Source organism: Delftia tsuruhatensis NBRC 16741 (genome assembly GCF_001571325.1).
GTDB classification, from domain to species: domain Bacteria; phylum Pseudomonadota; class Gammaproteobacteria; order Burkholderiales; family Burkholderiaceae_C; genus Comamonas; species Comamonas tsuruhatensis.
In genome coordinates this window covers 13,613-38,963 of sequence record NZ_BCTO01000071.1, presented here as the reverse complement: position 1 = coordinate 38,963, position 25,351 = coordinate 13,613, and the positions used below count along the sequence as shown (strand labels likewise).

26 protein-coding genes are annotated in these 25,351 nt (G+C 68.7%); 8 read left to right on the top strand and 18 right to left on the bottom strand.

Going from position 1 to position 25,351, the window contains the following annotated elements; all coding sequences use genetic code 11:
• The first annotated feature begins 215 nt into the window (after positions 1–215).
• Positions 216–1,352 carry an asparaginase gene (locus tag DTS01S_RS26540; protein WP_026062837.1) on the top strand — a complete coding sequence of 379 codons (1,137 nt, stop codon included), beginning with the start codon at positions 216–218 and terminating at the stop codon, positions 1,350–1,352.
• Positions 1,353–1,550: 198 nt separating this feature from the next.
• On the opposite strand, the gene DTS01S_RS26535 is transcribed toward DTS01S_RS26540, so the two are convergent.
• From DTS01S_RS26535 to DTS01S_RS26495, 9 genes are all read right to left on the bottom strand, one after another.
• Positions 1,551–2,414 carry a ChbG/HpnK family deacetylase gene (locus DTS01S_RS26535; RefSeq protein WP_017406516.1) on the bottom strand — a complete coding sequence of 288 codons (864 nt, stop codon included), beginning with the start codon at positions 2,412–2,414 and terminating at the stop codon, positions 1,551–1,553.
• Positions 2,411–2,833: a GtrA family protein gene (locus DTS01S_RS26530; RefSeq protein ID WP_017406517.1), complete on the bottom strand. Its 423-nt coding sequence runs from the start codon at positions 2,831–2,833 to the stop codon at positions 2,411–2,413. The genes DTS01S_RS26535 and DTS01S_RS26530 overlap by 4 nt, the downstream gene beginning before the upstream one ends.
• Before the next feature lie 2 nt (positions 2,834–2,835).
• Complete coding sequence (locus tag DTS01S_RS26525; RefSeq protein ID WP_016454509.1) at positions 2,836–3,840, bottom strand: glycosyltransferase family 2 protein; 1,005 nt, start codon at positions 3,838–3,840, stop codon at positions 2,836–2,838.
• Positions 3,837–5,456, bottom strand: a complete 1,620-nt coding sequence (locus tag DTS01S_RS26520; protein WP_017406519.1) for a glycosyltransferase family 39 protein — start codon at positions 5,454–5,456, stop codon at positions 3,837–3,839. The genes DTS01S_RS26525 and DTS01S_RS26520 overlap by 4 nt, the downstream gene beginning before the upstream one ends.
• Positions 5,457–5,564: 108 nt before the next feature.
• Positions 5,565–6,515, bottom strand: coding sequence for an AEC family transporter (locus DTS01S_RS26515; protein WP_017406520.1), 951 nt, complete (start codon positions 6,513–6,515; stop codon positions 5,565–5,567).
• 123 nt (positions 6,516–6,638) lie between these two features.
• Positions 6,639–6,998, bottom strand: coding sequence for a hypothetical protein (locus DTS01S_RS26510; protein WP_016450375.1), 360 nt, complete (start codon positions 6,996–6,998; stop codon positions 6,639–6,641).
• 93 nt (positions 6,999–7,091) lie between these two features.
• Positions 7,092–7,493, bottom strand: coding sequence for a roadblock/LC7 domain-containing protein (locus DTS01S_RS26505; protein WP_016450374.1), 402 nt, complete (start codon positions 7,491–7,493; stop codon positions 7,092–7,094).
• The gene (locus tag DTS01S_RS26500; RefSeq protein WP_016450373.1) at positions 7,490–8,053 is read right to left on the bottom strand and encodes a GTP-binding protein; all 564 of its coding nucleotides are present in this window, start codon (positions 8,051–8,053) and stop codon (positions 7,490–7,492) included. The genes DTS01S_RS26505 and DTS01S_RS26500 overlap by 4 nt, the downstream gene beginning before the upstream one ends.
• Positions 8,050–8,808 carry a hypothetical protein gene (locus tag DTS01S_RS26495; protein ID WP_026062675.1) on the bottom strand — a complete coding sequence of 253 codons (759 nt, stop codon included), beginning with the start codon at positions 8,806–8,808 and terminating at the stop codon, positions 8,050–8,052. The genes DTS01S_RS26500 and DTS01S_RS26495 overlap by 4 nt, the downstream gene beginning before the upstream one ends.
• Positions 8,809–9,089: 281 nt before the next feature.
• On the opposite strand from DTS01S_RS26495, the gene DTS01S_RS26490 reads away from it, so the two are divergent.
• The 4 genes from DTS01S_RS26490 to DTS01S_RS26475 all read left to right on the top strand — a co-directional run bounded on the left by DTS01S_RS26490 (position 9,090) and on the right by DTS01S_RS26475 (position 13,609).
• The gene (locus tag DTS01S_RS26490) at positions 9,090–11,159 is read left to right on the top strand and encodes an ATP-dependent helicase (protein WP_016450371.1); all 2,070 of its coding nucleotides are present in this window, start codon (positions 9,090–9,092) and stop codon (positions 11,157–11,159) included.
• An 18-nt stretch (positions 11,160–11,177) separates the two neighbouring features.
• Positions 11,178–11,672, top strand: coding sequence for a hypothetical protein (locus DTS01S_RS26485; RefSeq protein WP_017406522.1), 495 nt, complete (start codon positions 11,178–11,180; stop codon positions 11,670–11,672).
• An 88-nt stretch (positions 11,673–11,760) separates the two neighbouring features.
• The gene (locus DTS01S_RS26480; protein ID WP_016450369.1) at positions 11,761–12,981 is read left to right on the top strand and encodes a phospholipase A; all 1,221 of its coding nucleotides are present in this window, start codon (positions 11,761–11,763) and stop codon (positions 12,979–12,981) included.
• Between the two features lie 166 nt (positions 12,982–13,147).
• Positions 13,148–13,609, top strand: coding sequence for a hypothetical protein (locus tag DTS01S_RS26475; RefSeq protein WP_026062676.1), 462 nt, complete (start codon positions 13,148–13,150; stop codon positions 13,607–13,609).
• A 27-nt stretch (positions 13,610–13,636) separates the two neighbouring features.
• Here the strand turns inward: DTS01S_RS26475 and DTS01S_RS26470 are convergent, their stop codons facing one another.
• Entirely contained in the window at positions 13,637–14,107 is a 471-nt protein-coding gene (locus DTS01S_RS26470) for a universal stress protein (RefSeq protein WP_016450367.1), read from the bottom strand.
• 135 nt (positions 14,108–14,242) lie between these two features.
• Between DTS01S_RS26470 and tgt the strand changes: the two genes are divergently transcribed.
• Entirely contained in the window at positions 14,243–15,415 is a 1,173-nt protein-coding gene (gene tgt / locus DTS01S_RS26465) for a tRNA guanosine(34) transglycosylase Tgt (RefSeq protein ID WP_016450366.1), read from the top strand.
• Between the two features lie 45 nt (positions 15,416–15,460).
• Here the strand turns inward: tgt and DTS01S_RS26460 are convergent, their stop codons facing one another.
• Positions 15,461–16,411 carry a LysR family transcriptional regulator gene (locus DTS01S_RS26460; protein ID WP_017406524.1) on the bottom strand — a complete coding sequence of 317 codons (951 nt, stop codon included), beginning with the start codon at positions 16,409–16,411 and terminating at the stop codon, positions 15,461–15,463.
• 112 nt (positions 16,412–16,523) lie between these two features.
• On the opposite strand from DTS01S_RS26460, the gene DTS01S_RS26455 reads away from it, so the two are divergent.
• The gene (locus DTS01S_RS26455; protein WP_017406525.1) at positions 16,524–17,654 is read left to right on the top strand and encodes an aryl-sulfate sulfotransferase; all 1,131 of its coding nucleotides are present in this window, start codon (positions 16,524–16,526) and stop codon (positions 17,652–17,654) included.
• Entirely contained in the window at positions 17,651–18,649 is a 999-nt protein-coding gene (locus DTS01S_RS26450; protein WP_061289710.1) for a Bug family tripartite tricarboxylate transporter substrate binding protein, read from the top strand. Before DTS01S_RS26455 ends, DTS01S_RS26450 begins: the two co-directional genes overlap by 4 nt.
• A 34-nt stretch (positions 18,650–18,683) precedes the next feature.
• Here the strand turns inward: DTS01S_RS26450 and DTS01S_RS26445 are convergent, their stop codons facing one another.
• The 7 genes from DTS01S_RS26445 to DTS01S_RS26415 form a co-directional block, all read right to left on the bottom strand.
• Positions 18,684–19,460 (bottom strand): hypothetical protein, encoded by a 777-nt coding sequence (locus DTS01S_RS26445; RefSeq protein ID WP_017406527.1) that lies wholly within the window; start codon positions 19,458–19,460, stop codon positions 18,684–18,686.
• Between the two features lie 97 nt (positions 19,461–19,557).
• On the bottom strand, positions 19,558–20,718 hold the full coding sequence (locus tag DTS01S_RS26440; protein ID WP_017406528.1) for a GGDEF domain-containing protein: 1,161 nt from the start codon (positions 20,716–20,718) through the stop codon (positions 19,558–19,560).
• 193 nt (positions 20,719–20,911) lie between these two features.
• A complete protein-coding gene (locus DTS01S_RS26435) occupies positions 20,912–22,126 on the bottom strand; it encodes a GGDEF domain-containing protein (RefSeq protein ID WP_016450360.1) in 1,215 nt (404 codons plus the stop codon).
• 107 nt (positions 22,127–22,233) lie between these two features.
• Positions 22,234–23,331, bottom strand: a complete 1,098-nt coding sequence (locus DTS01S_RS26430) for a zinc ribbon domain-containing protein (protein ID WP_017406530.1) — start codon at positions 23,329–23,331, stop codon at positions 22,234–22,236.
• Between the two features lie 67 nt (positions 23,332–23,398).
• Positions 23,399–24,217, bottom strand: a complete 819-nt coding sequence (locus DTS01S_RS26425) for a DUF2145 domain-containing protein (RefSeq protein ID WP_026062678.1) — start codon at positions 24,215–24,217, stop codon at positions 23,399–23,401.
• An 8-nt stretch (positions 24,218–24,225) separates the two neighbouring features.
• On the bottom strand, positions 24,226–24,696 hold the full coding sequence (locus DTS01S_RS26420) for a hypothetical protein (RefSeq protein WP_016454497.1): 471 nt from the start codon (positions 24,694–24,696) through the stop codon (positions 24,226–24,228).
• A gap of 37 nt (positions 24,697–24,733) precedes the next feature.
• Positions 24,734–25,207: a YiaA/YiaB family inner membrane protein gene (locus DTS01S_RS26415; RefSeq protein WP_012202471.1), complete on the bottom strand. Its 474-nt coding sequence runs from the start codon at positions 25,205–25,207 to the stop codon at positions 24,734–24,736.
• Positions 25,208–25,351: the final 144 nt, after the last annotated feature.

The window sequence follows — 25,351 nt, the reverse complement described above, 5'->3', positions numbered from 1 at the left end:
CAGCCTCTGGAACGGCCCCAAAAAACCCCAAGCCTTTCAGGCCTTTGGTGCAATCCCACAAAGCGTTCACCGCTCCTTTTTCGGAAGCGCTTTTAGCGCATCCGCCGCACGGCTCCCATCGGGATTTGCGCTGATGCAGGCGGGGCATGTTTATTGCATCGTGCCGCATTCAGCCCACAAGGCTGGATCATTCAATGCCTTTCCAGGAGCGATACATGCCGTTCACCCCCTTCCGTATGACCTTGATGGCCGTCGCGCTTGCGCTGGCAGGCTGCGCGTCCCAGCCCGGCGCCAGCCAGGCCCCCGCAGCCGCAGCGCCCGCCGCGGCGACCGCCCCTGCACCCGCTCCCGCCGCACAGGCCGGCAAGCCCCATGTGGTCGTCCTGGCCACGGGCGGCACCATTGCCGGCGCGGGCGCCAGCGCCGTCAACAGCGCCACCTACACGGCCGCCAAGGTCCCCGTGGACAAGCTGCTGGCCGGCCTGCCCGAGCTGAGCAACATCGCCAACGTCTCTGGCGAGCAGGTCTTCCAGATCGCATCCGAAAGCTTCACCAACAAGGAGCTGCTGACGCTGGCACGCCGCGTCAACGAGCTGGCCAAGCAGCCCGGCGTGGACGGCATCGTCGTCACCCACGGCACGGACACGCTGGAGGAGACCGGCTACTTCCTGAACCTGGTGGTGCCCACCGACAAGCCCATCGTCATGGTCGGCTCCATGCGCCCCGGCACGGCCATCTCGGCCGACGGCGCGCTGAACCTGCTGGGCGCCGTGGCCACGGCCGCCTCCAAGGACTCGGCGGGCAAGGGCGTGCTGGTCAGCATGAACGACAACATCGACTCCGCGCGCGATGTGGCCAAGCTCACCAACATCAAGACCAATGCCTTCTCCAGCCAGTGGGGCCCGCTGGGCATGGTGGTCGAGGGCAAGACCTACTGGTTCCGCGCCCCCGTCAAGCGCCACACCAGGGGCAGCGAGTTCAACATCGAGCAGATCACCGACCTGCCCGCCGTGGACATCGTCTACGGCTACGGCAACGTGCCCGCCACGGCCATCGACGCGCTGGGCAAGGCCGGCGTCAAGGCCATCGTGCACGCCGGCACGGGCAACGGCTCGGTGGCCGACCGCATCGTGCCCAAGCTCAATGAACTGCGCCAAAAGGGCGTGATCGTGGTGCGCAGCTCGCGCGTGCCGGCCGGCTTCGTGCTGCGCAACGCCGAGCAGCCCGACGACAAGTACGACTGGGTCGTCGCCCATGACCTGAACCCGCAGAAGGCCCGCCTGCTGGCCGCCGTGGCCCTGACCAAGACGCAGGACACGAAGCAGCTGCAGCGCATCTTCTGGGAGTATTGATAGGCACCCCCTGAGGCGCTGGCGCGCCTTCCCCCCGTGGCACGGCGCCTCTCTACCCGCTTCGCGGGGGAGGGGGACGACAGCCTCGCTGCGGGGCGGCCCTTGCTTGCTGTCCCTTGCTTTGGGCCTCGTCGGTTTTTTGCGCTGCGCCCACATGGCCCGGTCCATTTTTGGCCGGGCCTTTTCTATTGCTGCTTCTTAGTTCGTTGTGAACAGCGGGGTGAGGGGGCCTTGGGCGATGTGGCAGTGCGCTTGTTCCAGGGCCTGGGCGAAGGCGTCGGAGCGCAGGTAGGCGTATTCGACGGCGCGCTGGGCGCCTATGGCGTCGCCCTGGACGGGGGCGGTGGCGGGGTGGCACATCATGAGGCTGCCGGGCTGCAGCTGGGCCAGCCATTGGGCCATGTGGCGGCCATAGCCTTCGGGCGTGGGCTGGTCGAAGGCGTAGACGCCGCCGAAGCCGTGGTTGAGCGGCACGCCCTGGCGGCGCAGGCGGCGGGTGGTGGTCCAGCCGCCGAGCAGGGCGATGATGGCGGCCTTGGGGTCGCGCCAGAGCTGGCCGGCCGGGGTGGTGGAGCGGACCCAGGGCAGGTCGTCGGCGTTGTCGCCATAGCGCTGGCGCAGTTCCTGCACCAGCGCGGCGCGCACGCCGGGCAGCTGGTGCACGTGCTGGTGGCCGTCGATGAAGTCGGGGGCCATGCCCAGCGCGTCCTCGAAGGCGTCGAGCTGGCGGCGCCAGGCGTCGCGCATGGCGCCGCCGCCGAGTGCACCGGCATAGGCGCGCGCGATCACGGCACCGATGCCGGCGGCGGGCTGCAGGCCGTGGCCTTCGGTCAGGTTGAAGTGCAGGCCCAGCGACAGGCGCGGGCGCAGCGCGGGCAGGCGCCTGGCCGCCTGCCTCCAGTGCGGCGAGGTGGTCATGCAGCTGGTGGCCGACAGCCGGCCCTGCAGCGTGAGCTGCTCCACGGCGTCGTCGACCAGGGGGTGCAGCGCATAGTCGTCGGCGCACAGGACGACGGTTCTGGCCGGGGACTTCTCCCCGTTTATGGCAGGCATGGTGTTCATGGGGATTCCTTGCGTCCGGGGGCCGCAAAGGCCCAGAACTTGGCCAGGACGAAGGTGCCCACCGCCACCAGCACCAGCACCAGGGCCAGGCTCCAGAAATAGTGCCAGTGCAGCCAGTGCAGGGCCGCCCAGTACAGCAGCTCATTGGCCACGAAGGAGACGCAGGCCACGGCGAAGTATTTGGCCACCACGGCCCGGCCACGCGCCTGGGTCTGCACGAAGGTGAACAGCGCATGGCCGTTGTAGCTGACCACGAAGGCCACGAGAAAGGCCAGCACATTCGCATGCAGCGGCGCCATGCCCGCCAGCTGCACCAGCAGGGCGACCACGGCCAGGTGCGTGGCGGCCGCGCAGCCGCCCACCAGCACGAACTGCAGCGCCTGCGGCAGGCGGCGCAGCTGCGCGATCACATCGTGCATGGCTACTCCCGCGGCGCCAGCGGGCTGCGGTCCTCGTCGCGCGCCAGCAGATAGGTGGGACGGCGCTTGACCTCGTCATAGATCCGGCCGATGTACTCGCCCAGGATGCCGATGGACATCAGCTGCACGCCCGAGAACAGCATGATGCTGGCCGCCAGCGTAGGCCAGCCGTCCAGCGGGTTGCCGAAGATCAGCGTCTCCATGGTGATCCACAGCCCGTAGAGCAGGGCCGCCAGCGAGATCATCCCGCCCACGATGCTCCACACGCGCAGCGGCAAGGTGGTGAACGAGGTCAGCCCCAGCAGGGCCAGCGAGCCCAGGCGCCGGAAATTGAAGCTGGACGCCCCGGCCGTGCGGTCGGCCGGCACGAACGGCAGTGCCGCCGCCTTGAAGCCCACCCAGGCGTACAGGCCCTTCATGAACCGGTGGCTCTCGGGCAGGGCCTTGAGCGCGTCGGCCACGCAGCGGTCCAGCCAGCGGAAGTCGCCGGCATTGGGCGGGATCTTCACCAGGTTGCCGGCATTCATGAGCCGGTAGAACAGGTTGGTGCCCACCCGCTTGGCGCCGCTTTCGGCGCCCCGGTCGGCGATCACGCCATAGACCATGTCGTAGCCGGACTGCCACAGCTCGCACATCTGGGGCAGCATCTGCAGCGGATGCTGGAAGTCGGCATCGATCAGCACCACGGCATTGCCGCGCGCATGGTCTATGCCGGCCGACAGGGCCGCCTCCTTGCCGAAGTTGCGAGACAGCGCCAGGTAGCGCACGGGCAGCTCCTGCGCCATGCGCAGCGCGATCTCGTGCGTGGCGTCGCGGCTGCCATCGTTGACGACGATCAGCTCGTAGTCGGGCGTCAGCGTGCGCACGGTCGCGTCCAGGGCCCGCAGGAACGCCTCCAGGTTGCCCTCTTCATTGTGGGCCGGCACCACGCAGCTCAGCCGCAGCGGCGCACGCGGCAGCATTCCCTTGGGAGCGGCCGGAGCAATGTCAGCATGCAATTCGGTCATAGGCCAGCATTGTCAGCGGGCTGGCTGCCCGCGCGCGGCAACACATCAAAAACCGCATACGCATAAGGTGTGGGCACAGGAAAACGCCAGCCCGAGCGTTGCAGCGTGAGCACACGCGGCTCCTGCGGCAGGCCCAGCTTCGCCAGCCAGGCCTGCGCCTGCCGCTCGCAATCGCGCGATTTCGCGGTCGGCCCGGGCTCGCCGGCCACGGGGCCGCGCGGGCACAGCAGCAGGCCGGGCTGGCGGCGCCAGTCCGGCAGCGCCAGCACACGCGCATATTCGCTGTCGGGCAGTCCGGGGATGGTGCGCAGATGCGGCTGTGCATAGAAGGAGAGCATGGCGTTTTCCGCCCAGTCGCCGCCCACCCACTGCAGCGGCTGCTCCGGGTGGCGCTGGTTCCAGGACAGCACGATGGCCTGGGCCGCATCGGCCGCGGGCCGGTAGTAGTCGGAGCTGCTCTTTCGCGCATTGCCCCAACCCGCGGCCACGCCAATCACCAGCACCACGGCCAGGCTCGGCCACCAGGCGCGGCGCAGCGCGGCCAGGGCGGCCTGCGTCGCGGCAGGCGCCTCGGCGTCCAGGTTGCGCAGCCACAGCAGCACGAAGGCATAGCCGATGGGAATGGCCCAGGGCGTGGACAGCTCCACCACGCCGGTGGCGCCAAAGCCCAGCGTCGTCAGCCAGGGCATGAGGGCCAGCCAGAACAAGGTGTCGCCCCGCCCCTGCCAGGCCCAGCTGCGGCGCAGAAAGCGCGCGCTCCAGCGCAGCCAGCCACCGCCTTGCTGGCGGGCCTGCATGAAGCCATACACCAGGCACACGGCCAGCCAGGCCGGCAGCCAGTAGAAGATGGGCGCCAGCGCAAAGCGCAGCACATAGCTCCACACCACCTGCCCGCCGCCCTGGTCCATGGCATAGCCCAGCGTCACCCACTGGTGGTGGGCAATCCAGGCCACATGCGGCGCCAGCGCCAGGCCAAAGGCTGCCAGCGCCACATAGGGACTGGGAGTGAGCAGCCACTGGCGACCTTCGCGAACCAGGAGGATGGGCAGCAGAAAACCGGCCAGGAACACGCCGCTGTAGTACTTGCTGAGCATGCAGGCGGCCGAGACCACGCCCAGGGCCACGCTGAAGGCCAGGCCCCGCACACCCTTTTCCTGCCAGCTGGCCAGCAGCAGGGCCGCCGCCCAGGGCCACAGGGACAGCAGCTGGCTGTTGGCGTTGAACTTGCCGGCCAGCGTCGTATACGGGAAGCACCACAGCAGCAGCAGCGCCCCCAGCGGCGCCAGGCGCGCCAGCCCCAGGCGCCGGCCCAGCACATAGACACCCCACAGGCCCACGCCCACATTGGCATAGGACAGCAGGCGGTAGAAGGCGTCGTTCTGCGGAAACACCATGAACCACAGGCCGACCACCCAGGCGAAGAACGGCGGGTGCTTGTGCGTGCCCAGCTGCAGCGGCTGGGACCAGGCATAGTTCTCCAGCATGTCGTGGTAGCCGTCCAGGTTGCCATTGGCCAGCCAGGACACCAGGGCCCAGAGCAGGCAGGCCAGCGTCACCATCCAGAGCAGGCCCGCGCCCGTGGGAGCGCCGGCCAGGGCAGAGGGGGAGGGTTTCATGCAATCCCGTCGAGGTGGTGAAAAAACATGGGCGCGATTGTAGAGAGCGCCAGCCTGCCGACAGGCCTGGACTGACCGGGCCTGCCCAGTCCTGCCGCTCGGACCTGCTCAGGCCATCAACGCCACGGCACCCGAGAAACTCAGGAAGGCCAGCACCGTGGACACCAGGATGATGCGGGCCACCCGCCCGCCATGCGCACCGAAGCGCTCGGTCAGCAGCGAGACATTGCTGGCGCTGGGCAGTGCGGCCAGCAGCACCAGGGCCACGAAGGCCTCCTCACCCAGCGGCAGGCCCAGCGCCATGGCCGCGCGGGCCACGGCCCAGACCAGCAGCGGATGGAGCAGCAGCTTGGCCAGCGCGATGGGCACGTAGTCGCGCGCGGCCACGCGCTCATGGCTGTTCATCTGCGAGCGCGCCAGCACGGCGCCTATGGTGAACAGCGCCACGGGCGAGGCCGCGCCCGCCAGCATGGCCACGGTGCGGTCGATGGGGCCGGGCAGCGTCCAGCCTGCCGCCGACGCCACTGCGCCCAGCACGATGGACCAGGGCATGGGGTTGGAGGCCATGCCCGCCAGCGCGCGGCGCAATGCCACCGTCACACCGTGCCCGCCCGGCATTCCGAGGCGCGACAGCGCAATGCACAGCGAGGTGGTCACCACCATGTCGATGGCCATGGTGACGATGACCGGGCCCGCCGCACGCTCACCCAGCAGCGCCACCAGCATGGGCACGCCCATGAAGCCGGTATTGGGGAAGGCGGCCACCAGCGCGCCGAAGGCCGCATCGTTCCAGCCCACGCGCCGCAGCGTGAGCGCCACGGTGGCGCCCACCATCAGCAGCGCGCACAGCAGGTAGACCACGGAGACGCCCACATCCAGCAGTTGCGCGATCGGCGTCTGCGCGCCAAAGCGAAACAGCATGCAGGGCAGCGCGAAATACAGCACGAAGGCGTTGAGCCCCGGTATCGCCGCCTGCGGCAGCACGCCACGCCAGGTGGCTGCGAAGCCGCAGGCCACGAGAGCGAAGAAGGGGAAGGTGATCAGCAGGACGGACAGCACGCGGCGATTCTGGCAGCAAGCCGGCGCGTACGCTGCGCGCCCGTGGCGCACCGGTGACGGCGGGCGAAAAAAACCTGCCGGAATCCGTCTCCGGCAGGTCTGGCGGCAAGAGCGCGGGCGCTCTCAGAGTGCCAGGTCCTTTTCGATCTCCTGCACCTTGCGGCGGGCCAGCGCCAGGTTGGAGCGGCTCTTGTCCAGCACCAGGTAGAAGAACACGCCTTCATGGGCGGCCACGGGCCGGATGACGTGGTACTGGTGGGTCAGGGTGATCAGGATGTCGTCGATGGCATCGTCCAGCTTGAGCATGCGCATGGTCTTGAGCTTGGCGCGCACCACCTCCGTGTTGCCGGCGGCGGCCAGCTCCATGTCGAGGCCGGAGCCCGCGCTGCCCATCAGCATGCCGCTGGTGCTGTCCACCAGGGCTGCGCACAGGGCGCCATCGATGCCCAGCAGGCCGTTCAGAGAATCATGTATCGAAGCCATATGCCACCTCTTTCAAATAGCAAGGGCAGGCGATGCGATGGACTCATCGCGCCCGCTCCTCGGGGGAGAAAACTCTTGAATCGGATACGGGGGTCAGAGACGGGACAGATCGCCGGCCACTTCGCCCGCGGCCCACAGCGCACGTCCCAGCAGGGCGCTTTGATCGACCACCATGCACAGGATGGCCGGGTGGCTGCCGCCCACGGCCTGGAAAAGGACGGTACCCAGTTCGGTCTCGAAGGTCAGGCGGTGGCAGGACTTGTGGCCTATCTCGGCGGCCACGGCCTTTGCCATGGCCATCAGCGAGCCCGCCATGGCAGACAGGCGCTCCGTCGGCAGCTCGCTCTTGACCCGCAGGGCCGTGATCTCGAAACCATCGGGCGTGCACAGCAAGGCGATATGCACGCCCTCGAGAGGCGCCACCACGCGATTGAGTGCAACTTGGCCAGCTTCGATCACGGTGGAGGAAATCTGGGGATGCGTTGGTGTCTTCATGCCTGACTTTGCAAGGAAAGCAAGGAAACGAGCACCCCCAGCGCATCCAGCAACTGCTGCCGGTCACGGGGGTCCGCCTGGATGACGGGCACTATACCGCGACCTCGATCGGCCAAGGCGGTGCTGAACGCCTCCTGCTGTTGTTCGCTGGCGTCACGGCAACTGAGCAGCAGCACCTGGGGTTCGACCTCCAGGGTGGCGATCTCGGACAGGAGCTGCGCGGCATAGTCCGGCGCCGAGGCATCGCCCACATCCACCATCAGCAGCACGCCCACCGAAGCATTGAGCACCCAGCGGCGCACGAAGTCGAAGCGGTCCTGGCCCGGGCTGCCCACCAGCTGCAGCCGCATTCCCTCGCCCAGGTCGATCTCGCCGAACTCCGCGCCCACGGTGGTGAACTCCTTGGAATGGGCGGCCCGGTCGAGATTGGGCACATCCGTTGCGGCCATCAGCGCTCCGCACAGGCTGCGCAGCGCCGTGGTCTTGCCGATGCCCATGGGGCCGATCAGGCTCACCCGCACCAGTCCCGCACCGGGCTGGTCGCTCATCCACATGCTCATGCCTGCCCTCCGCGGCGTATCCAGCCGGTCAGCCGCTGCACCCACTGGCGCGACAGGCCTGGCGCCACGACAGTGGCAGCCCCGTGCGCCTGCGCGCGGTGGCCGCCCAGCGGCGTTGGATCGTCCGCACGGGCCGGCCTCAGGCTGCAATCGAGCGTGCCGCGCAGCCGGGGGTGGCGCAGCAGTTCGGCCACGGCGGCAGGCTCCATGCCGCTGTGCTCGCACAGTGTGGCCACATCCATCGGGCCACGGCACAGCATGGCCAGGGCCCGCAGGGATTCGGCACTGTTCCAGGGCGCGGGCAGCGCCACCCATGCCTTGAGCCGGAATTGATAGCGGCAGCCCTCAGCCTGCTGCCGAAGGTCATCCAGGGCGCGCACCAGGGTCTGCGAGGACGCCACCTGCTGGCGCACCGTCCAGTCCATGAGAAAGACGGCGGCCCGGTCCAGCATGTCGATCAGGTCGGAGAGCGTGAAATCCAGATCCAGATAGGTGGCCAGGCGCTGGGGCGTGCGTTCCAGGTGCTGCCCCTGGGGCACACCGCCCACATAGACCACGCAAGGCAGCCATCCGGCCGCCTCGGGCACGGGCAGGCTGCCGTCCACCACCAGCACCTGGGCGCTGACCAGGGGCACCTGCCGCCAGCCGCGCAGCGACTTGCGGGACGCCACGGCAAACAATGTCTCAAAACGCTGCTTGAGCAGCGGCGACCACAGCTCGGCAGCCAGGCCAATCTCATCGGTAGTGCGAGCCAACTTCAACGCCTCCCCGGATAGCAGCGGGAAATGAACAGATCGAGGTCGCCTGGAGCAAATATAGGCGAGCGCTGATATTTTCGATAGTTTTCGCTCAACGATCACACCCATCAATGTGAACTTTTCTATCGGTGGCTGTACAGCCACAGACAGCTCCCCGCGGGTCGCGAGATTTGTCGCCGAATTCCAAGGGTGCTTACACCTGCCCGGACGGCCCCGACCCCCGAAGCGGTATGCTCCCGCTTCCCTCACTTCCACGCCTTTCCCCGCGCAACGCACCCATGTCCGCAGGACTCAATCTGGCCCAGCTCCAGGCCGTCCACTACACCGAAGGCCCCTGCCTGGTCCTGGCCGGCGCGGGCTCGGGCAAGACACGCGTGATCACGCACAAGATCGGACGCCTGATCGAGACGGGCATGGCGCCACGGCGCATCGCAGCCATCACCTTCACCAACAAGGCAGCGGCCGAAATGCGCGAGCGCGCGGCCGGCCTCATCGGCCGACAGGCCAAGGATGTGCTGGTCTGCACCTTCCACGCCCTGGGCGTGCGCATGGTGCGCGAGGACGGCCATGTGCTGGGCCTCAAGCCCCAGTTCAGCATCCTGGATGCCGACGACGTGACGGGCATCCTCAAGGACTGCTCGGGCGGCACCACCGACCTGGCCACGGCGCGCCAGTGGCAATGGACCATCAGCAACTGGAAGAACGCCGGCTGGGACAGCCGCAAGGCCCTGGCCATGGCCCAGGACGACAACGAACGCAGCACGGCGCTGATCATGCAGCGCTACGAAGAGCGCCTGACCGCCTACCAGAGCGTGGACTTCGACGACCTGATCGGCATGCCCATGCGCCTGCTCAAGAACCACGCCGAGGTGCGCGAGAAATGGCAGCGCCTGCTGGGCCATGTGCTGGTGGACGAATACCAGGACACCAACGCCACGCAGTACGAGCTGCTCAAGCTGCTGGTGGGCAGCCGGGCCCACTTCACGGCCGTGGGCGACGACGACCAGAGCATCTACGGCTGGCGCGGCGCCACGCTGGACAACCTCAAGAAGCTGCCGGTGGAGTTCCCGCAGCTCAAGGTGATCAAGCTGGAGCAGAACTACCGCTCCACCTCGGCCATCCTGCGTGCGGCCAACAACGTGATCCAGCCCAACCCCAAGCTCTATCCGAAGACGCTGTTCTCGGAGCTGGGCGAAGGCGAGCCCGTGCGCATCGTGGACTGCGACACCGAGGAGCACGAGGCCGAGCGCGCCGTGGCCCGCATCCAGAGCCTGCGCGCGGCCAGCAACCCGCCGCCGGACTGGAAGGATTTCGCCATCCTCTACCGCGCCAACCACCAGGCCAAGCCCTTCGAGAAGGCCTTGCGCAAGGCCAACATTCCCTACAAGGTCTCGGGCGGCACCAGCTTCTTCGACCGCGCCGAGATCAAGGACCTGTGCGCCTGGTTCCGGCTGTGGATCAACAACGACGACGACCCCGCCTTCCTGCGCGCCATCGGCACGCCCAAGCGCGGCATAGGCCACACCACGCTGGGCAAGCTGGGCGAGTTTTCCTCGCAGCACAAGCTCAGCATGTTCGGCGCCCTGTTCGCGCACATGCTGGAAGCGGCCCTGCCCAAGAAGGCGCATGACAGCCTGCTGGAGTTCGGCCGCTACATCAACGACCTCGAATACCGCGCCCGCCACACGCTGGGCGCCGAGCAGTCGCGCGGCTTCATGCTCGACTGGCTCAAGGAGATCGGCTACGAGCAGTACCTCTATGACAGCGAGGACAGCGAATCGGTGGCCGCCGCGCGCTGGAGCAACGTGCTGGAGTTCTGCGACTGGATGGCCCAGCGCGCCGGCGGCCAGATCGAGGATGCGGCGGGAACGACCACGCACACCGAGGTCAAGAGCCTGCTGGAGGTGGCGCGCAACATCGCCCTGCTGTCCACCATCAGCGAGCGCGAGAAGGAGCAGGACATGGTCATCCTGTCCACGCTGCACGCCTCCAAGGGCCTGGAGTGGCCGCATGTGATGCTGGTCGGCGTGACCGAGGGCATGCTGCCCTTCAAGCTCGACGACGACGATGGCCGCCAGCAAAAGGTCAGCGACGAGACGGCCCAGCGCCTGCAGGAAGAGCGCCGCCTCATGTACGTGGGCATCACGCGCGCCCGGCGATCGCTGGCCGTGAGCTGGACCAAGCGCCGCAAGAAGGGCCGCGAGATGGTCTCCACCCTGCCCAGCCGCTTCATCAAGGAAATGGGCCTGGACGCCGCCACCTCGCGCGAAGACCCGCGCGAGAAGCTGCGCCAGCTGCGCGCCGAGTTCGCGCTCAAGGCACAGCAGTCCACGCCCGCCGACTCCTGATTCCCCGAAAGACACCGCATGCGTTTTTACCGCCCCGTTCTCAGCCTGGCGCTGGTGGCCGTGACCGCCGCCTGCTCCAGCACCGCCTTGCAGCCCACTGCCCAGGCCACCGCCCAGGCCAAGGCCGCACCCAAGGCCGCCCGCACAGCCTCCGCACAGTCCCCTCTCTCATGCCCCGAGGGCGAGGAAATGAAGGACAGCCAGCTGCAGGGCGAATGGACCGGCACGGTCGAAGGCCAGGCCCAGCCCGTGCGCCTGCAGCTGGGACCGCACCCCCAGTGGAAGGGCAACGTCAAGGGCACGATCGCGCGCGGCGCAGACACCCGGCCCATGGTCGGCGACGTGGCCGATGACCACATCACGCTGGAAGAAAGCGCCGACGGCAAGCGCATCACCGCCACCTGGCTGGGCGATGTCGTCGAAGGCAGCTGCGCCCGCGAGATCCGCGGCAACTACCTCGAAGGCGAGGATGCCGCGCCCCGGCCCTTCGTGCTGCGCAAGCTCGCGCCCTGACCGGCCCCCGAGCCTGCACACGAGCCCCCTGCTGCCTCTTCACTCATTACCCCTTACTCTTCGCTCCTTCCATCACCGGACCCCTGCCATGACGAATCCTCCACACCTGGATCGCCGCAAGCGCCCAAGCCGCACGCCGACACCCCTGCAGTGGGCCCTGGCCATGGGCCTGGGCGCCACGCCCTGGCTCGGCGCCCAGGCGCAGACCGCGCCCCGCCCCCTGTCCGAGGACGCCTGGCGCCAGTGCGCCGCCACCACGGACAACCAGTCTCGCCTGGCCTGCTTCGACACCTGGGCACAGCAGCAGCAACCGCTGACCGCGCCGCCGGCCACCGGCTGGAGTGCTCCGGCCGCCAGCGCCGCAGCCGATCCTGGCGCCCTGCCCACGCCCGCCCCCGTGGTGACGGCCGACAGCGGCCAGGGCCTGGCGCTGCCCACCACCCCCACCAACGGCGGCTGCCGCGACCCGCGCTACAGCGAGCTGTCGCGCTACTACGAGCTGGAACCGGGCAGCGACTGCGGTACCTTCAGCTTCCGCGGCTATCGGCCCATGTCCGTGTCCGTGGTGACGGCCGACCATGTCAACCGGCAGCCCACCACGCCCGGCAAGGACCCTGCGCAGTCGCAGCCCTACAAGACCGAGGAAATGCGCGTGCAGCTGTCCGTGCGCACCAAGGTCGCCCAGGGCCTGCTGACCGGCAGCACCTCGGCGGGCAAGGACTCGCTGTGGGTCGGCTACACCCAGCAGTCGTACTGGCAGCTGTTCAGCCCCGCCATCTCGCGGCCCTTCCGCAACACGGACCACGAGCCCGAGATCTTCTACGTCTACCCCACCGATGCCCGGCTGCCCTTCGGCTGGCGCTGGCGCTACAGCGGCGTGGGCTTGGTGCACCAGTCCAACGGCCAGAGCGATCCGCTGTCGCGCAGCTGGAACCGCTGGTATCTGATGACCGGCTTCGAGCTGGACAACCGCTGGCAGCTGCACGCCAAAGCCTGGCAGCGCATCCGCGAAAGCGCCGAGCACGACGACAACCCGCGCATCCAGGACTACATAGGCCGGGGCGAGGTGAAACTGGGCTGGAACGTCAATGCGCAGAACTATCTGGGCTTCACTGCGCGCGGCTCGCTGGGCCAGGGCCGCGGCTCCGGCCGCGTCGAATGGCTGCGCACCCTAGGCGAAGGATGGAACGGTGGCAAGAGCAATTTGCGCCTGCATGTCCAGCTTTTCAGCGGATACGGTGACAGCCTGATCGATTACAACTACAAGCGCACCGTGCTCAGCGTGGGCTTCAGCCTTCTGGACTTCTAGAAGGCCGGCCCTCGCGGGCACGCTTTGCCGCTTGCCCTTCGCGGGGAAGCCCCGCCCCGCTGGCTGCATTGCCAGCGGCCGGGGCCATGCGTCAGAATGCGCCGATGCCCCGGGCCTTTGCAGGCAGGCCCGGAACCCGCCCCAGAACGAACCGCGGAGGTCCGCCATGGATTTGCAATACCAGCTCAAGGCCGGCAGTTACTGCCTGTACGACATGCGCGAGACGCCCAGTGCCATCACGGGCGAGCGCCGCTGCCGGCTCAGGACCGAGCTGGTGGCCATTGCCTTCGACCTGGTCACGGGCCAGGTCCATGAGCATGGCTCGCCCACGCGCATCCATGCCTGGGCGCTGTGCACGCGCAGGCGGCTGCGCGCGGCCGGCGACTGGGACCAGGCCGACAGCATCGTCGTGGTCTCCGGGCCCCTGCCGGTGGATGAGATCAACAAATGCCTGGGCATACGCGGCTACTGCCGCCGCATGTTCCAGCGCCTGGCCAGCCTGCCGCACGGCAAGCTGCAGCCCCACGCGCATTCGCACGCTCATGGTGCCCACGGCGCCTACGGAGCTTACGGCGCCCATGCAGGCCGGCACCAGAGCCATCAGGGCCAGCAGCGGCGGGCTGCCTGAAGGCCCGCGCGCCTGCCCGGCGCGGCCTCACTCGGGACTCAGGTCCTGCTCCTCATCTTCATCGCGCGGCTCGGCATGCTTGACGATGGTCACCGGCAGCCGGCTGTTGCGCGCCACCTCGCGCGAGACCGAGCCGATCAGCACGCGCCGCAGGCCGCCCTGGCCCAGCGCGCCGATGATGATCTGCTCGCAGCCCGTGCTCTCGGCAATGTCGGCCAGCGCGGCGGCGGGCTCGCCCAGGCCGATCTCCACCTCGTAGGAAATGCCGGCAGCCCGCACCAGGGCCACGGCCGGCGCCACCAGGTGCATACCGGCGTCCACGCTGGCGGCGGCGATCATGTCCGAGTCCTGCGTGGCCAGCTCGAACAGCGAGGCCTCCTGCTGCACATGGGCCAGCACGAAATGCGCCTGAAGGCCCTGGCGCACCAGGGAGATGGCGTGGTGCACGGCATCCAGCGAGGGCTCGGACCCGTCGACGGCAATCATGATCTTCAGCATGCAGACCTCCTTTTTTGTAGCTGGCGAATCGCAACCATCCCAGTGTAGACGCGGGCCGGCTAAGCCGGACGGGCTCCGGGGACAGTCGCGGCGCGTCCGACACGCGCATGCGGCCATCTGGGACAATGGAGGGCTATGCTGCAATTCGACCTGCTCAAGACCGATCCCTCCAGCCACGCGCGCCGCGGCCAGCTCACGCTCAACCACGGCGTGGTGCAGACACCCATCTTCATGCCCGTGGGCACCTATGGCACCGTCAAGGGCGTGATGCCGCGCAGCCTGCAGGAGATGGGCGCGCAGATCATCCTGGGCAACACCTTCCACCTGTGGATGCGCCCGGGGCTGGACATCATGCAGAGCTTCGGCGGCCTGCACGGCTTCGAGAAGTGGGACAAGCCCATCCTCACCGACTCGGGGGGCTTTCAGGTCTGGAGCCTGGGCGCCATGCGCAAGATCACCGAGGAAGGCGTGCACTTCGCCAGCCCCGTCAATGGCGACAAGCTGTTCATGTCGCCCGAAGTCAGCATGCAGATCCAGACGATCCTGAACTCGGACATCGTCATGCAGCTGGACGAATGCACGCCCTACGAGACCAACGGCCACAAGACCACCGAGGCCGAGGCACGCAAGAGCATGGAGATGAGCCGCCGCTGGGCCAAGCGCTCCAGCGACGAATTCCAGCGCCTGGGCAACCCCAATGCGCTGTTCGGCATCGTGCAGGGCGGCATGTACGAGAACCTGCGCGAGGAATCGCTGCAGGCCCTGGTCGAGATGGACTTCCCCGGCTACGCCGTGGGCGGCGTCTCGGTGGGCGAGCCCAAGGACGAGATGCTGGCCATCATGGCCCACACGCCCCACCGCCTGCCGGCCCACAAGCCGCGCTACCTGATGGGCGTGGGCACGCCCGAGGACCTGGTGCAGGGCGTGGCCGACGGCGTGGACATGTTCGACTGCGTCATGCCCACGCGCAATGCGCGCAACGGCACCATCTTCACTCGCTATGGCGACCTGAAGATCCGCAATGCACGCCACAAGACCGACCACCAGCCGCTGGACCCCAGCTGCACCTGCCACGCCTGCGCCGGCGCCAGCGGCGTGAGCTGGGAGCAAGGCGGACGCGACGGCTTCTCGCGCGCCTACCTGCACCATCTGGACCGCTGCGGCGAGATGCTGGGCCCCATGCTCACCACCATCCACAACCTGCACTACTACCTGAACCTGATGCAGGAAGTGCGCAATGCGCTGGAGGCGGGCAACTTCACTGAAATGCGCGCACGCTTCAAGGCCGAGCGCGCCCGGGGCGTCTGACGCCCCGCAGCCGATCGTTCAGGTCACTCAGGTGGCCAGGGTCGCTCAGGTCGCCATATCCTTGAGCGACCAGGACACGCCGGTCTCGAAGCCGGCGCGCATCTCGTCGGCCACGCGCTCCAGCTCGTCCAGAAACAGGCGCATGGCGGCCGCCCTGGTGTAGCCGATGCGCTGGTACAGACAGCTTGGCAGCTGTGCTCCTGCATCGTGCAGGGGCCGCCAGAGCAGGCGGCCGGCCGCCACATCCTCGGCCACGTTGTCGGGCACCAGGAATCCCAGGGCCGTGCTGCCGGCCACCAGGCGCCGCACCATGGGCACGGAGCTGGTCTCCACCAGCGGCCGCTGCTGGTGCAGGGCTGCGCTGTCCATCTGCTCCAGCATGCTGCGCAGCTCCATGCCCGGCGCCATCAGGATCAGCGGATAGGCCACGCAATCGCGCAGGCGCAGCAGGCGCGGCTCGGTGGCCAGCGGATGGCCGGGAGCCATCACCGCGCCCAGCGGCTGGGGCCAGGCCCGCACCTCCTGCACGCCGGGCGGCGGCGGGCGGCGCAGGCAATAGGCCACATCGATCTCGCCCTGCGCCACGCCGCGCAGCAGTTCCTCGCCCGTGCCCGAACGCACGCTGAAGGTGATGCCCGGATAGCGCCCGTGCAGGCTGGCGATCACCAGCGGCAGCAGGTACTCGGCCGTGGCATGCGACACACCCACGCGCACATGGCCCCGGCGCAGGGCGCGCAGGTCCTCCACCTGGGCCAGCGCGTTGTCGAAGTCACGCTGGCTGCGCCGCACGGCCGCCAGCATCAGCTCCCCGGCCGTTGTCAGCTGCATGCCGCGCGGCAGGCGGTCGAACAGCGGCACGCCGACCTGGGCCTCCAGATTGAGGATTTGCTGGTTCACGGCGGCCGCCGTCAGGTGCAGCGTGACGGCGGCCTTGCGCACCGAGCCACGGCGCGCCACCTCGTCAAAACAGCGAAAGGCCTGGGAGATTGCGGGCATGGCGCGGAGTGTAAATTTTTATCTGACACCTCATCCAAAACAAACAGCTATTCCTGACGCTTGCGACTGCCTACAGTGGCGCTCATTCCCCGCCCTCCTTTGAAAGCAGCCCATGGCAAGCACCGTAGACCAAGTCACCCAGCGCCGCCGCGGCGTCGGACTCATCGCCCACGACCCCGCCCTCTCGGCCGGCGGCTACACCCTGATCGCGCCGCAGACGGCCGACGGCCATGTCTACCTGGTGGACATCGAAGGCCGCGTGGCCCATGAATGGAAGCTGCCCGTGCGCGCGGGCCGCCATGCCGTGATCCTGCCCAACGGCAACCTGGGCTACAACGGCAACCATCCCCGCTCGCCCGACCGCTATGCGCCGTGGTCCATGTGGCACGGCGGCGATTTCTACGAGGTCACGCCGCAGGGCGAGATCGTCTGGCGCCACGAGGACCCGGACCACCACCATGACGCGCAATGGCTGCCCAACGGCCACCTGCTCTATGCCGCCTGCGCGCCCGTGCCTGCGGGCTTTGCCGAACGCGTGCCCGGCGGCACCGCGCACGGAACCGGCGAGGTGATGTACGGCGACGTGATCCGCGAGGTGGACCGCAGCGGCCGCCTGGTCTGGGAGTGGAAGGCCTGGGAGCACCTGGAGCCCGAGGATTTCCCCATCCACCCGGGCTTTGGCCGATACCACTGGCCGCTGGTCAATGGCCTGGGCGTGAGGGCCGACGGCAGCGTGCTCATGAGCCTGCGCACCACCTCCGGCATCATCGCCGTGGACAAGGCCAGCGGCGCGGTGACGCTGCACATTCCGCCTTCCGTGGTCTCGCACCAGCATGCGCCCGTGGCGCTGGCCAACGGCCACATCCTGGCCTTCGACAACGGCAACTTCCGCAAAGGCGCCCACGTGGCCTTCTCGCGCGTGGTGGAGATCGATCCGGTCGACCACCGCGTGGTCTGGAGCTACCAGGACGAGATGGTCAACGCCTTCTACACCGCCTTCATGGGCAATGCCCAGCGCCTGTGGAACGGCAACACCCACATCACCGAATCGGCCACGGGCCGGCTCTTCGAGGTCACGCCTGCGGGGGAAGTGGTCTGGGAATACATCCTGCCCTGGTTCGCCGAGTATCCCGATGCCGCAGCGCGCCGCACCGGCCCCGGCAGACTCAACAGCGTGTTCCAGACCTGGCGCTACCACGCGGACCAGCTGCCCTGGCTGGGCGCTGCCGGGAGGCTGGCATGAGCCTCAACCGCAGGCAACTGGCGGCCTGGATGCTGGGCGCGCCCTGGCTTTCGCCGGCAGCCCGCGCCTCCACGGCTGGGGCCGACGCCTGGCCCAGCCAGCCGCTGACCGTGGTGGTGCCCTTTTCGCCAGGCGGCAGCGTGGACGTGGCCGCACGCCTGGTCATGCCGAGGCTGGCCGAGCGGCTGCACCAGCCCGTGGTCATAGAGAACACGGTGCGCGCCTCGGGCACCATCGCCACCCAGCGTGTCACCAAGGCCCGGCCCGACGGGCACACCGTGCTGTTTGGCGTGGCCAGCTGCGTGCTGATCGCGCCGCTGGTCTCGCCAGAACGCTTTCGCTATGACGGCCTCAGGGAGCTGCTGCCCGTGGCGCCCGTGGCCTCTTCGGCCTTCGTGCTGGCAGGCCGCCCCGACCTGCCGGCCGCCACGGCGGCCGAGCTGGTGCAGCTGTCACGCCAGCAACCGGGCCGGCTGACCGTGGGCACCGACGGCGTGGGCACCAGCCTGCACCTGACGGCCGAAATGCTCCAGCAGCAGGCCGGCCTGTCATGGACGCATGTGCCCTACAAATCCGGCCCGCAGGCGCTGACCGAGCTGGCAGGCGGGCAGATCGACCTGGCCGTGCTGCCCGTGGCCCTGGTCCAATCCTTCGTGCGCGAGGGCAAGCTGCGCGGCCTGGGGGTGACATCGCGCCAGCGGGCCGCCACCTTGCCGCAGACACCCAGCCTGTCGGACACGGCGGTCTGGCAGGCGTTCGATGTCGAAGCCTGGCAAGGCCTGCTGCTGCCAGCCCGCACCGATGCCCGCATTGCAGAGCGCCTGGCCCGGGAGACCGCCGCCGTGCTGGCCGAGCCGGACCTGGTGCGCAAGCTGGCCGAGGCCGGCTTCAAGCCCATGGTCATGGAGCAAGCCCAGTTCACCGCCCACCTGCAAAGGGAGAGAAAGCTGCTGGAGGCCACCGTGCAGGCCGCCCGCCTGCAAGGCACAGGCTGACCCGGCCAGGCCCGGCCAGGCGCTGCTTGCGGTGCTACTGCAGGGCGCCGGGCGAGACAAACGAGAGGCCGGCCATCTGCACCAGGGTCCGGCCCCGGGTCAACGGGTAGGAGGGCGAAGGAGACAACGCGCGCGGCTGCAGCCGGAAAAAAGCCTTGCCGCCACAGCGCTGGCCCAGCATCTCGAACTCGGCGCCTTCCAGGCGGCAATCCACCTGCAGGCCCGGTGCGGGCTCATGGGCGATGCCAGACAGCTGCGACAGGCGCTGCAGCGCATCGGGCTCGGGCAGCACGGTGGTTTCGGCGCTGCCATCGACATGCTGGACATGCACGGGCCGGCCAGCCAGGACCTTGAGCGGATACACCAGCTCCAGGCCCGCCCGCCCGGCGCGCAGGCCCCGCTGCAGGCCGCCGTCGACATCCCCCTGGGCACGCGCCCAGCACGTGAAGCTCAGTCCGCGCGCCGAACCCACGATGCGCACGCGCCAGGCCAGGCTCAGCTCCTCGCAGTCCACCACCGTTTCGTAGAAGGCCTCGAAGCGGCCGGCCCGCTCGCGCAGGCTCAGTTCGCCCGCGCCATGCACACAGCGGTCACCCTGTCCGTCGCGCGCCACAAAGGCCATGGAGCGCAGGATGTCGACGCCGCCATAGCGGACATTGCGCAGGCCGCCGTCGGCCAGTTCGGCGCGGAGCGGGCCGGCCTGCAACTGGCGGGGGCCGGACTGCAGATGCCTATCCCAGCCTTGCGCAGACACCACGATGCCAGCGCCCTCGGGCCCGTTGCCGGCGATTTCAGCGAACCATTGGTTCATATTTGCACCCTTGTCCATTCCGAGCATGGATGCCGATGCTATGGACGATCGGTGCGCATGAATAACGATGTTTTCTGTCACTCGTCGTGAGCTGCACTCACAAGCGGTCAGGCATTCCGGCATCAGTCCGGGGAGCCGGTGCGCCGCTCAAGGCCTGCGGGGCCTGTTGCGGCTCCAGCACCGTGCAGTTGCGGCCCTGGGCCTTGCCTCGGTACAGCGCCGCATCGGCGCGCGCGATGGTGGCCTCCACCGATTCGCCCGTGCGGTACTGCGCCGCGCCCAGCGTGCAGGTGACGCGGGCGCCATCGCCCAGGGTGTGCGTCCACGGGGCTTCGGCAATGCGCAGGCGCAGGCGCTCCAGCAGTTCGCCGGCCTGGGCAAGGTCGGTGTCCGGCAGCACCAGCAGGAATTCCTCGCCGCCATAGCGGCCCACGCCATCTGTACTGCGCAGCTGCGACTTCAGCAGCGCGCCGAAAGCGCGCAACACGCGATCGCCGCCTTCATGGCCAAAGCTGTCGTTGATGCGCTTGAAGTGATCTATGTCCAGCAACGCGACGCACAGCACCTCGCCACGCTCCTGGGCTGCGGTGCGCACTTCGTGCAGCCGCTCCATCACGCCGCGCCGATTGCTGACGCCGGTCAGGTCGTCATGGCGCAGCAAGGCCTCGATCTGCGCCAGCGCAGCGGCCAGCTTGTCATTGGCGATGCCCAGCCGGTACTGCATGCTGCGAAAGAAGGTCGCCTGCACGCTGCAGCGCACCACGGCCCCCAGCACCACGCCGAAGGCCAGCAGCTGGCCCGCAGCCGTGTCCGTGGTCATGCGCATCAGCGGACCCCGCCAGCAGATGATGGCGGCCACGGCAACGAGGGTGCCTATCCACGTCAGCCAGAAGCTGGTGCGGCTGCGTGCGAGAAAACCGTCGGCGCTGAAGGCGATCAGCATCACCATCGACTGGAACGCCAGCGCGGGTGCCGCCATGACCATGCCCAGCACGCCGATGATGGACACCAGCTGGTGCGTGAGGAACATGCCCGGATCGCGCAGCTTGTGGCACCAGTCGCTGGCATAGGCCCAGGTGATGAAGCCCATGCCGGCCGCCACCCACAGTCCATAGCCCAGCACCACGGGCCAGGGCGCGTAGCCGGCCCATGCATGGCCCAGGAACAGCAGCAGCGCATAGAGATGGCTGAGCAGCACGGAGATGTGCAGCTGCCAGGTGCGGCGTTTCCAGCGCTCCAGGTGCAGCGCCTCGTCCACCAGCGGTGACGCCGGCTTCGGCCCCCAAAGGAGGCGGTCGGGAAGATTCCGGGAAATGGAGGAAAGCACGGGCATGCAATGAAGCGCGGCGGGCCGGCGGCCCCGATGGGCGCCCATTGTGACCGCATCCGGGAAATCCCGAGGAGCGCGCTCCCCCGCAGGGGATGAACAGGCCCTATCGCAGGCTGTGCGTCTAGGACGCGCGCGGCGGCCGCACATCCTCGGCCACCACGATCTGGTTGCGCCCGCAGGCGCGGCCATGCAACAGGGCTGCCTCGGCCCGCTGCACCAGCCGCTCCGAGGTCTCGCCCGCCTGGAACTCCGCCACGGCCAGGGTCAGGGTCAGCGGGTCCTTGTCGGGATCGGGGATGGGCGTTTCGCTCCAGCGCTGCTGGCGCACACCCTCGCGCACGCGCTGCAGGGCCCAGACGGCCTGGACCGAGGCGGTATCGGGCATCACCAGCATGAAGGTGTCGTCGCGGTAGCGGCCTATGCCGTCCACGGTGCGCAGATGCGTGACCAGCAGGCCGCTGAGCATGAGCAGCACGCGGTCCTGCAGCGAGGGGCCCTTGTAGGCCTGGTGAACACCCACGCGCTCCACCCACGGGTCCAGCTCCAGCAGCACCACGCAAAACGGCTCGGGCTTGCGGGCATGGCGTTCGCGCAGGCCATCGACCACATCCATCAAACGCGCGTAATTGGCCACGCCGGTGAGTGTGTCGCGCCCCGTGGGCAATTGCAGCGAGCCCACGCGTTTTTGCAACTGCTGCACATCGTCGGCCAGTTGGCCGCAATAGCTCGACAGCTGCGCCAGCTCCTCGGTGTACTGGCGCTGCATGCGGCTCAGCGCCTGCCACAGCGCCAGCGCATGCACGGCCAGCGGCAGCAGCACGCTGGCCAGCCACAGGATGCGCACGGCGACCGGGCCCGGCGCCATCTGCGGCATGGGCCTGGCCACCACCACGGCGCAGAGCATGGCCAGCATGGCGCACAGCACCACCACCTGGCCCGTGGGCAGATGCAGCGCCTGCTCGCGCTCGCCATCCCAGGGCAGCCAGGCGACGGCCGCCAGCCACAGCAGGGCACAAGCCCAGGCCAGGGTCGGCTGCCATGCCGCCAGCAGCAAGGCCATCGTGGCCTGTATCCAGCCATGGCCGCGCAGCGTCCGGGTCAGCGGCAAGCCGGCTGCATGGCAGCGCCAGATCCAGGCCATGCCGGCCAATGCCGACAGCGCGGCGTAGGCCGCCCATGCTTTCCATGAAGAAGGGCCCGCCAGCACATGACCTGCCAGAAGGGCCGCCCCCACGGCCCAGGCCGCAAGGGGAAGGACATGGGCGGACCCGCCGGCCGGTGGGTGGGCGGGTTGCGCTGGCGTGTGTTGTGGGGGATACGGCAGCTGGCGTGACATGGCATCCTCGCTGAAGACATCTGCGCCCCGGCCGAGCGCGCAAGCCATGGTGTACCACAACCCCGTGCAGCTTCAAGGGGCTTGGAGCCCCTGACGGCCAGGCCGGCTCAGCCTGGCGCCGGCCCGGGCTCCTGCGCCCGGGGCAGCACCGCGCCCGCCTTTCTGCTGTGGCCATCGGCCTGGGCGCCGCAGCTGTGGCAAAAGCGTACAAAGGCGCTCTTGCGGGTGTTGCAGCTGCCGCAGCGGTCGAACAGGCCGATGCCGCAGTGGGGACAGAAGTCGATGGCGCCGTCCTTCAGATCCACGGGGCGCTCGCAGCCCGGGCACACGCCCTTGGCCAGGCGGGCCAGGGCCACGTCGTAGCCCAGTTCCTGGCGCCGCTGCGTCTCCGGCAGCGATTCCTGCTGCTTTTGCCTTTCAAGATAGCGGTTCAGGCCCAGGATGGCCGCGCGCCCCAGCAGCACCGTCACCACGATACCGACCACATAGCGCACGTAGCCGCCGTAGTCGGGCAGGTACGGCACAAGTTCAACGAAGAAAGCGAACAGCGCAAAGAAGATGAATCCCCAGACGAAGGGCCACCAGGTGCTCTTGCGCTGTTTGGCGAACAGCCAGCCGGCCGCCAGCAGCAGCGGCAGGGTCAGCGCCAGGCGGTAGAGAAAGACACGCAGCTCGACGGCGCGCATCTCCGTGCGCCAGGATTCCATGGCCCCGTCGCGCAGATCGTCCCATTGGCGGTTGGCCGCGTCCAGGCGCTGCCGCGCCCGCAGGCTCGTATCCTGCAGCCGCTCCACGGAGGCGCGGGCGGTGTTCTCTTCCTGCTTGATGGCATCGAGCGCCTGGGTGCGCGACAGCAGTTCGCTGTCCTGCTCGGGCCGGGCGGTGGCACGGCGCGTGGCCACCCAGTTGTCGAAGGTCTCGCGCGCCGAGCGGTAGCGCGACTGCGCGGCCTGGTACTTGAGCCGTGCGTTCTCCAGCGCCGTTTCCGCCTTGTCGTGGTCGGCATCGGCGGCCTTGATCTCGGCCTTCACGGGCTCGGCCGCCTCGGGCGCGATGAAGTCCTCCACCGTGCGCGGCGACTCGACCTGGGGCAGGTCGCCCACCACCAGGCCGCCCAGGCCGATGAGGAAGGACGCGAACACCACCGCCACCAGCCACAGGCCTCGGCGGAACCATTTCTCGGGCAGACGCAGGGCCTTGCTCATGGGGAAACTCCTGTTTCAGTGGCCTGCGGCCGAGGAAGACCGCAGGCGGAGGAAGAGCCGGTCCGGCTCAGGGCAGCACGCGCACCGGACCCGCCAGCTGGCTGCGCTGCAGCCACTGCGTCACCGACTCCACGGTCACGGTCTCTATGCGGCTGGCATAGCGCTTGTCGTTGGGATGGTCGTCGAAGGCGATGTTGGCGGCCGTCACGCGCCCGCCCAGCCGCGACAGCGCGCGGATGACCAGCACGCCCGGCTCGTAGCCCTTGAACTGCAGCCAGGCCTGGGCCTGCTGGCGCCGCTGCACCGTGGCCGGCTCCATGGCGGCGGCCAGGGTTTCGGTGGCCCACTGGTTGGACTGCTGGTAGCGCTGGCCCCAGGCATAGCTGACCATGCTGTAGGGCTCGTGCTGCAGGCGCAGCACGGTCTGGGGCTGGGTCAGAAAGGTCCACAGCGCCTGCTGCACGGCGGGCGTGGGCACCTGAACGCCGGCCTCGTAGCGCCACAGGTCGTCCAGGAAGAACTCGCCCAGGCCCTGGCGGTAGACATGGCCGCCGGCCGTGCCGCATTCGTTGAGCTTGTGCGCCACGCGCCAGGGGCCTTCGGGGGTCCTGTAGGCCCAGCCGTAGTGCGAGTAGTGCAGGTCGTACTTGCTCAGGTCCTGGCCCACGCGCGCCAGCAGCACGACACGGGTGCCGTTCTTCGCGTACTCGGCATCCAGCGCCTGGGATGTGCGCTGGGCAAGGTCCAGCCCCTTTTGCAGGGACTGGGGCGTGAGGGGCTTGTCCTCGCAGCTGCGCCCTGCATGGGCCGTGCCCAGCGCGGCGGCCAGCAGCAGGCCCAGGCAGGCGGCACGGGCTGCAGGGGAAGGAGAAAGCGGCGGTTTCATGGCGGGCATCACAGGCGTTCGTTGTGCAGCAGGGCCTTGCCCATCTCGTTGGGGATGAAGGCCAGCACCTTGCCGGCCGCCGAGATGATGACGCCCGTGCCGATCACGCTGCAGGTCAGCACCGTGCCCACGGCGTAAGCCGAGGCGGAGGCGCCCCGCCCCACCACTTCCACGCTGGCCTGGGCGCCGTCGGAGGCACGCTCCAGCAGGTAGACCGTGCCCGTGGCCGAGGCCTGCACTGCCTTCACGGTCAGCACCGCGCCGCCCACCGACAAAGCGGCAGGCACGGCCACCACGGCGCCAGCGGCCGCCGAAGCCACCGAAGCCGTGCCCACCACGGAGGCCACGGGCAGCATGGACAGCGCCACCGAGGCCTCGCTTTGCGCATGGGCAGGCGCCATGGCCAGGGCTGCGCACAGCGCACCAGCGGCCAGCAGGGCACGCGGCAGGCGCGCGAAAACGGATTGGTTGACCATCATTGCTTGGACTCCTGGAAATGCGGGGAAGGGGTGGACATCACTCGGCGTCGGCCGGTTGCGCGGCCTCGCGGCGGCCATGCATGCGGGCCTGCGCCAGGTCGGCCTCGTGGCGGTCACGCAGCATCTTGGCCAGCGTGAAGGCGGTGGTGATGAGATAGAGCCAGCTCACGCCCAGGAAGGCCTTGTAGGTCACGTTGATGTCCATGCTCACCAGCCCCCAGCCGGTCAGCGCCATGGACACGGCAAAGCCGCCCCAGACCACCAGCTTCCACATGGGCGTGTCGCCTGCGCCGCTGCGGCCGCCCTCGTTGTCCCGCACGAACTTGGCCAGCACGAAGGCGGCCGAGAGGCAGAACACATAGCCCATCACCATGAAGGCCTGCTCCAGCTGCTCGCCGGGCAGCCATGCCAGGCCGATGGCGCACAGCGAGACCGCAATGCCGAACGACACCCACACCTGCAGTTGCCAGGCCCGGGTATCACGCTGAACGACGATGGGAGAAGAGGACATTTGCCGAGGTGCCCCTCAAGGGCATTGGTTGAACACGGGACGCATGGTGCCCAGACGTAACTTGCGTGTCTGCATTCAACCGTAACAGTGGCCAGACACAGGCCATCGAGTATCTTCAAACGGTACTTTTCAAGTTTTTGACTG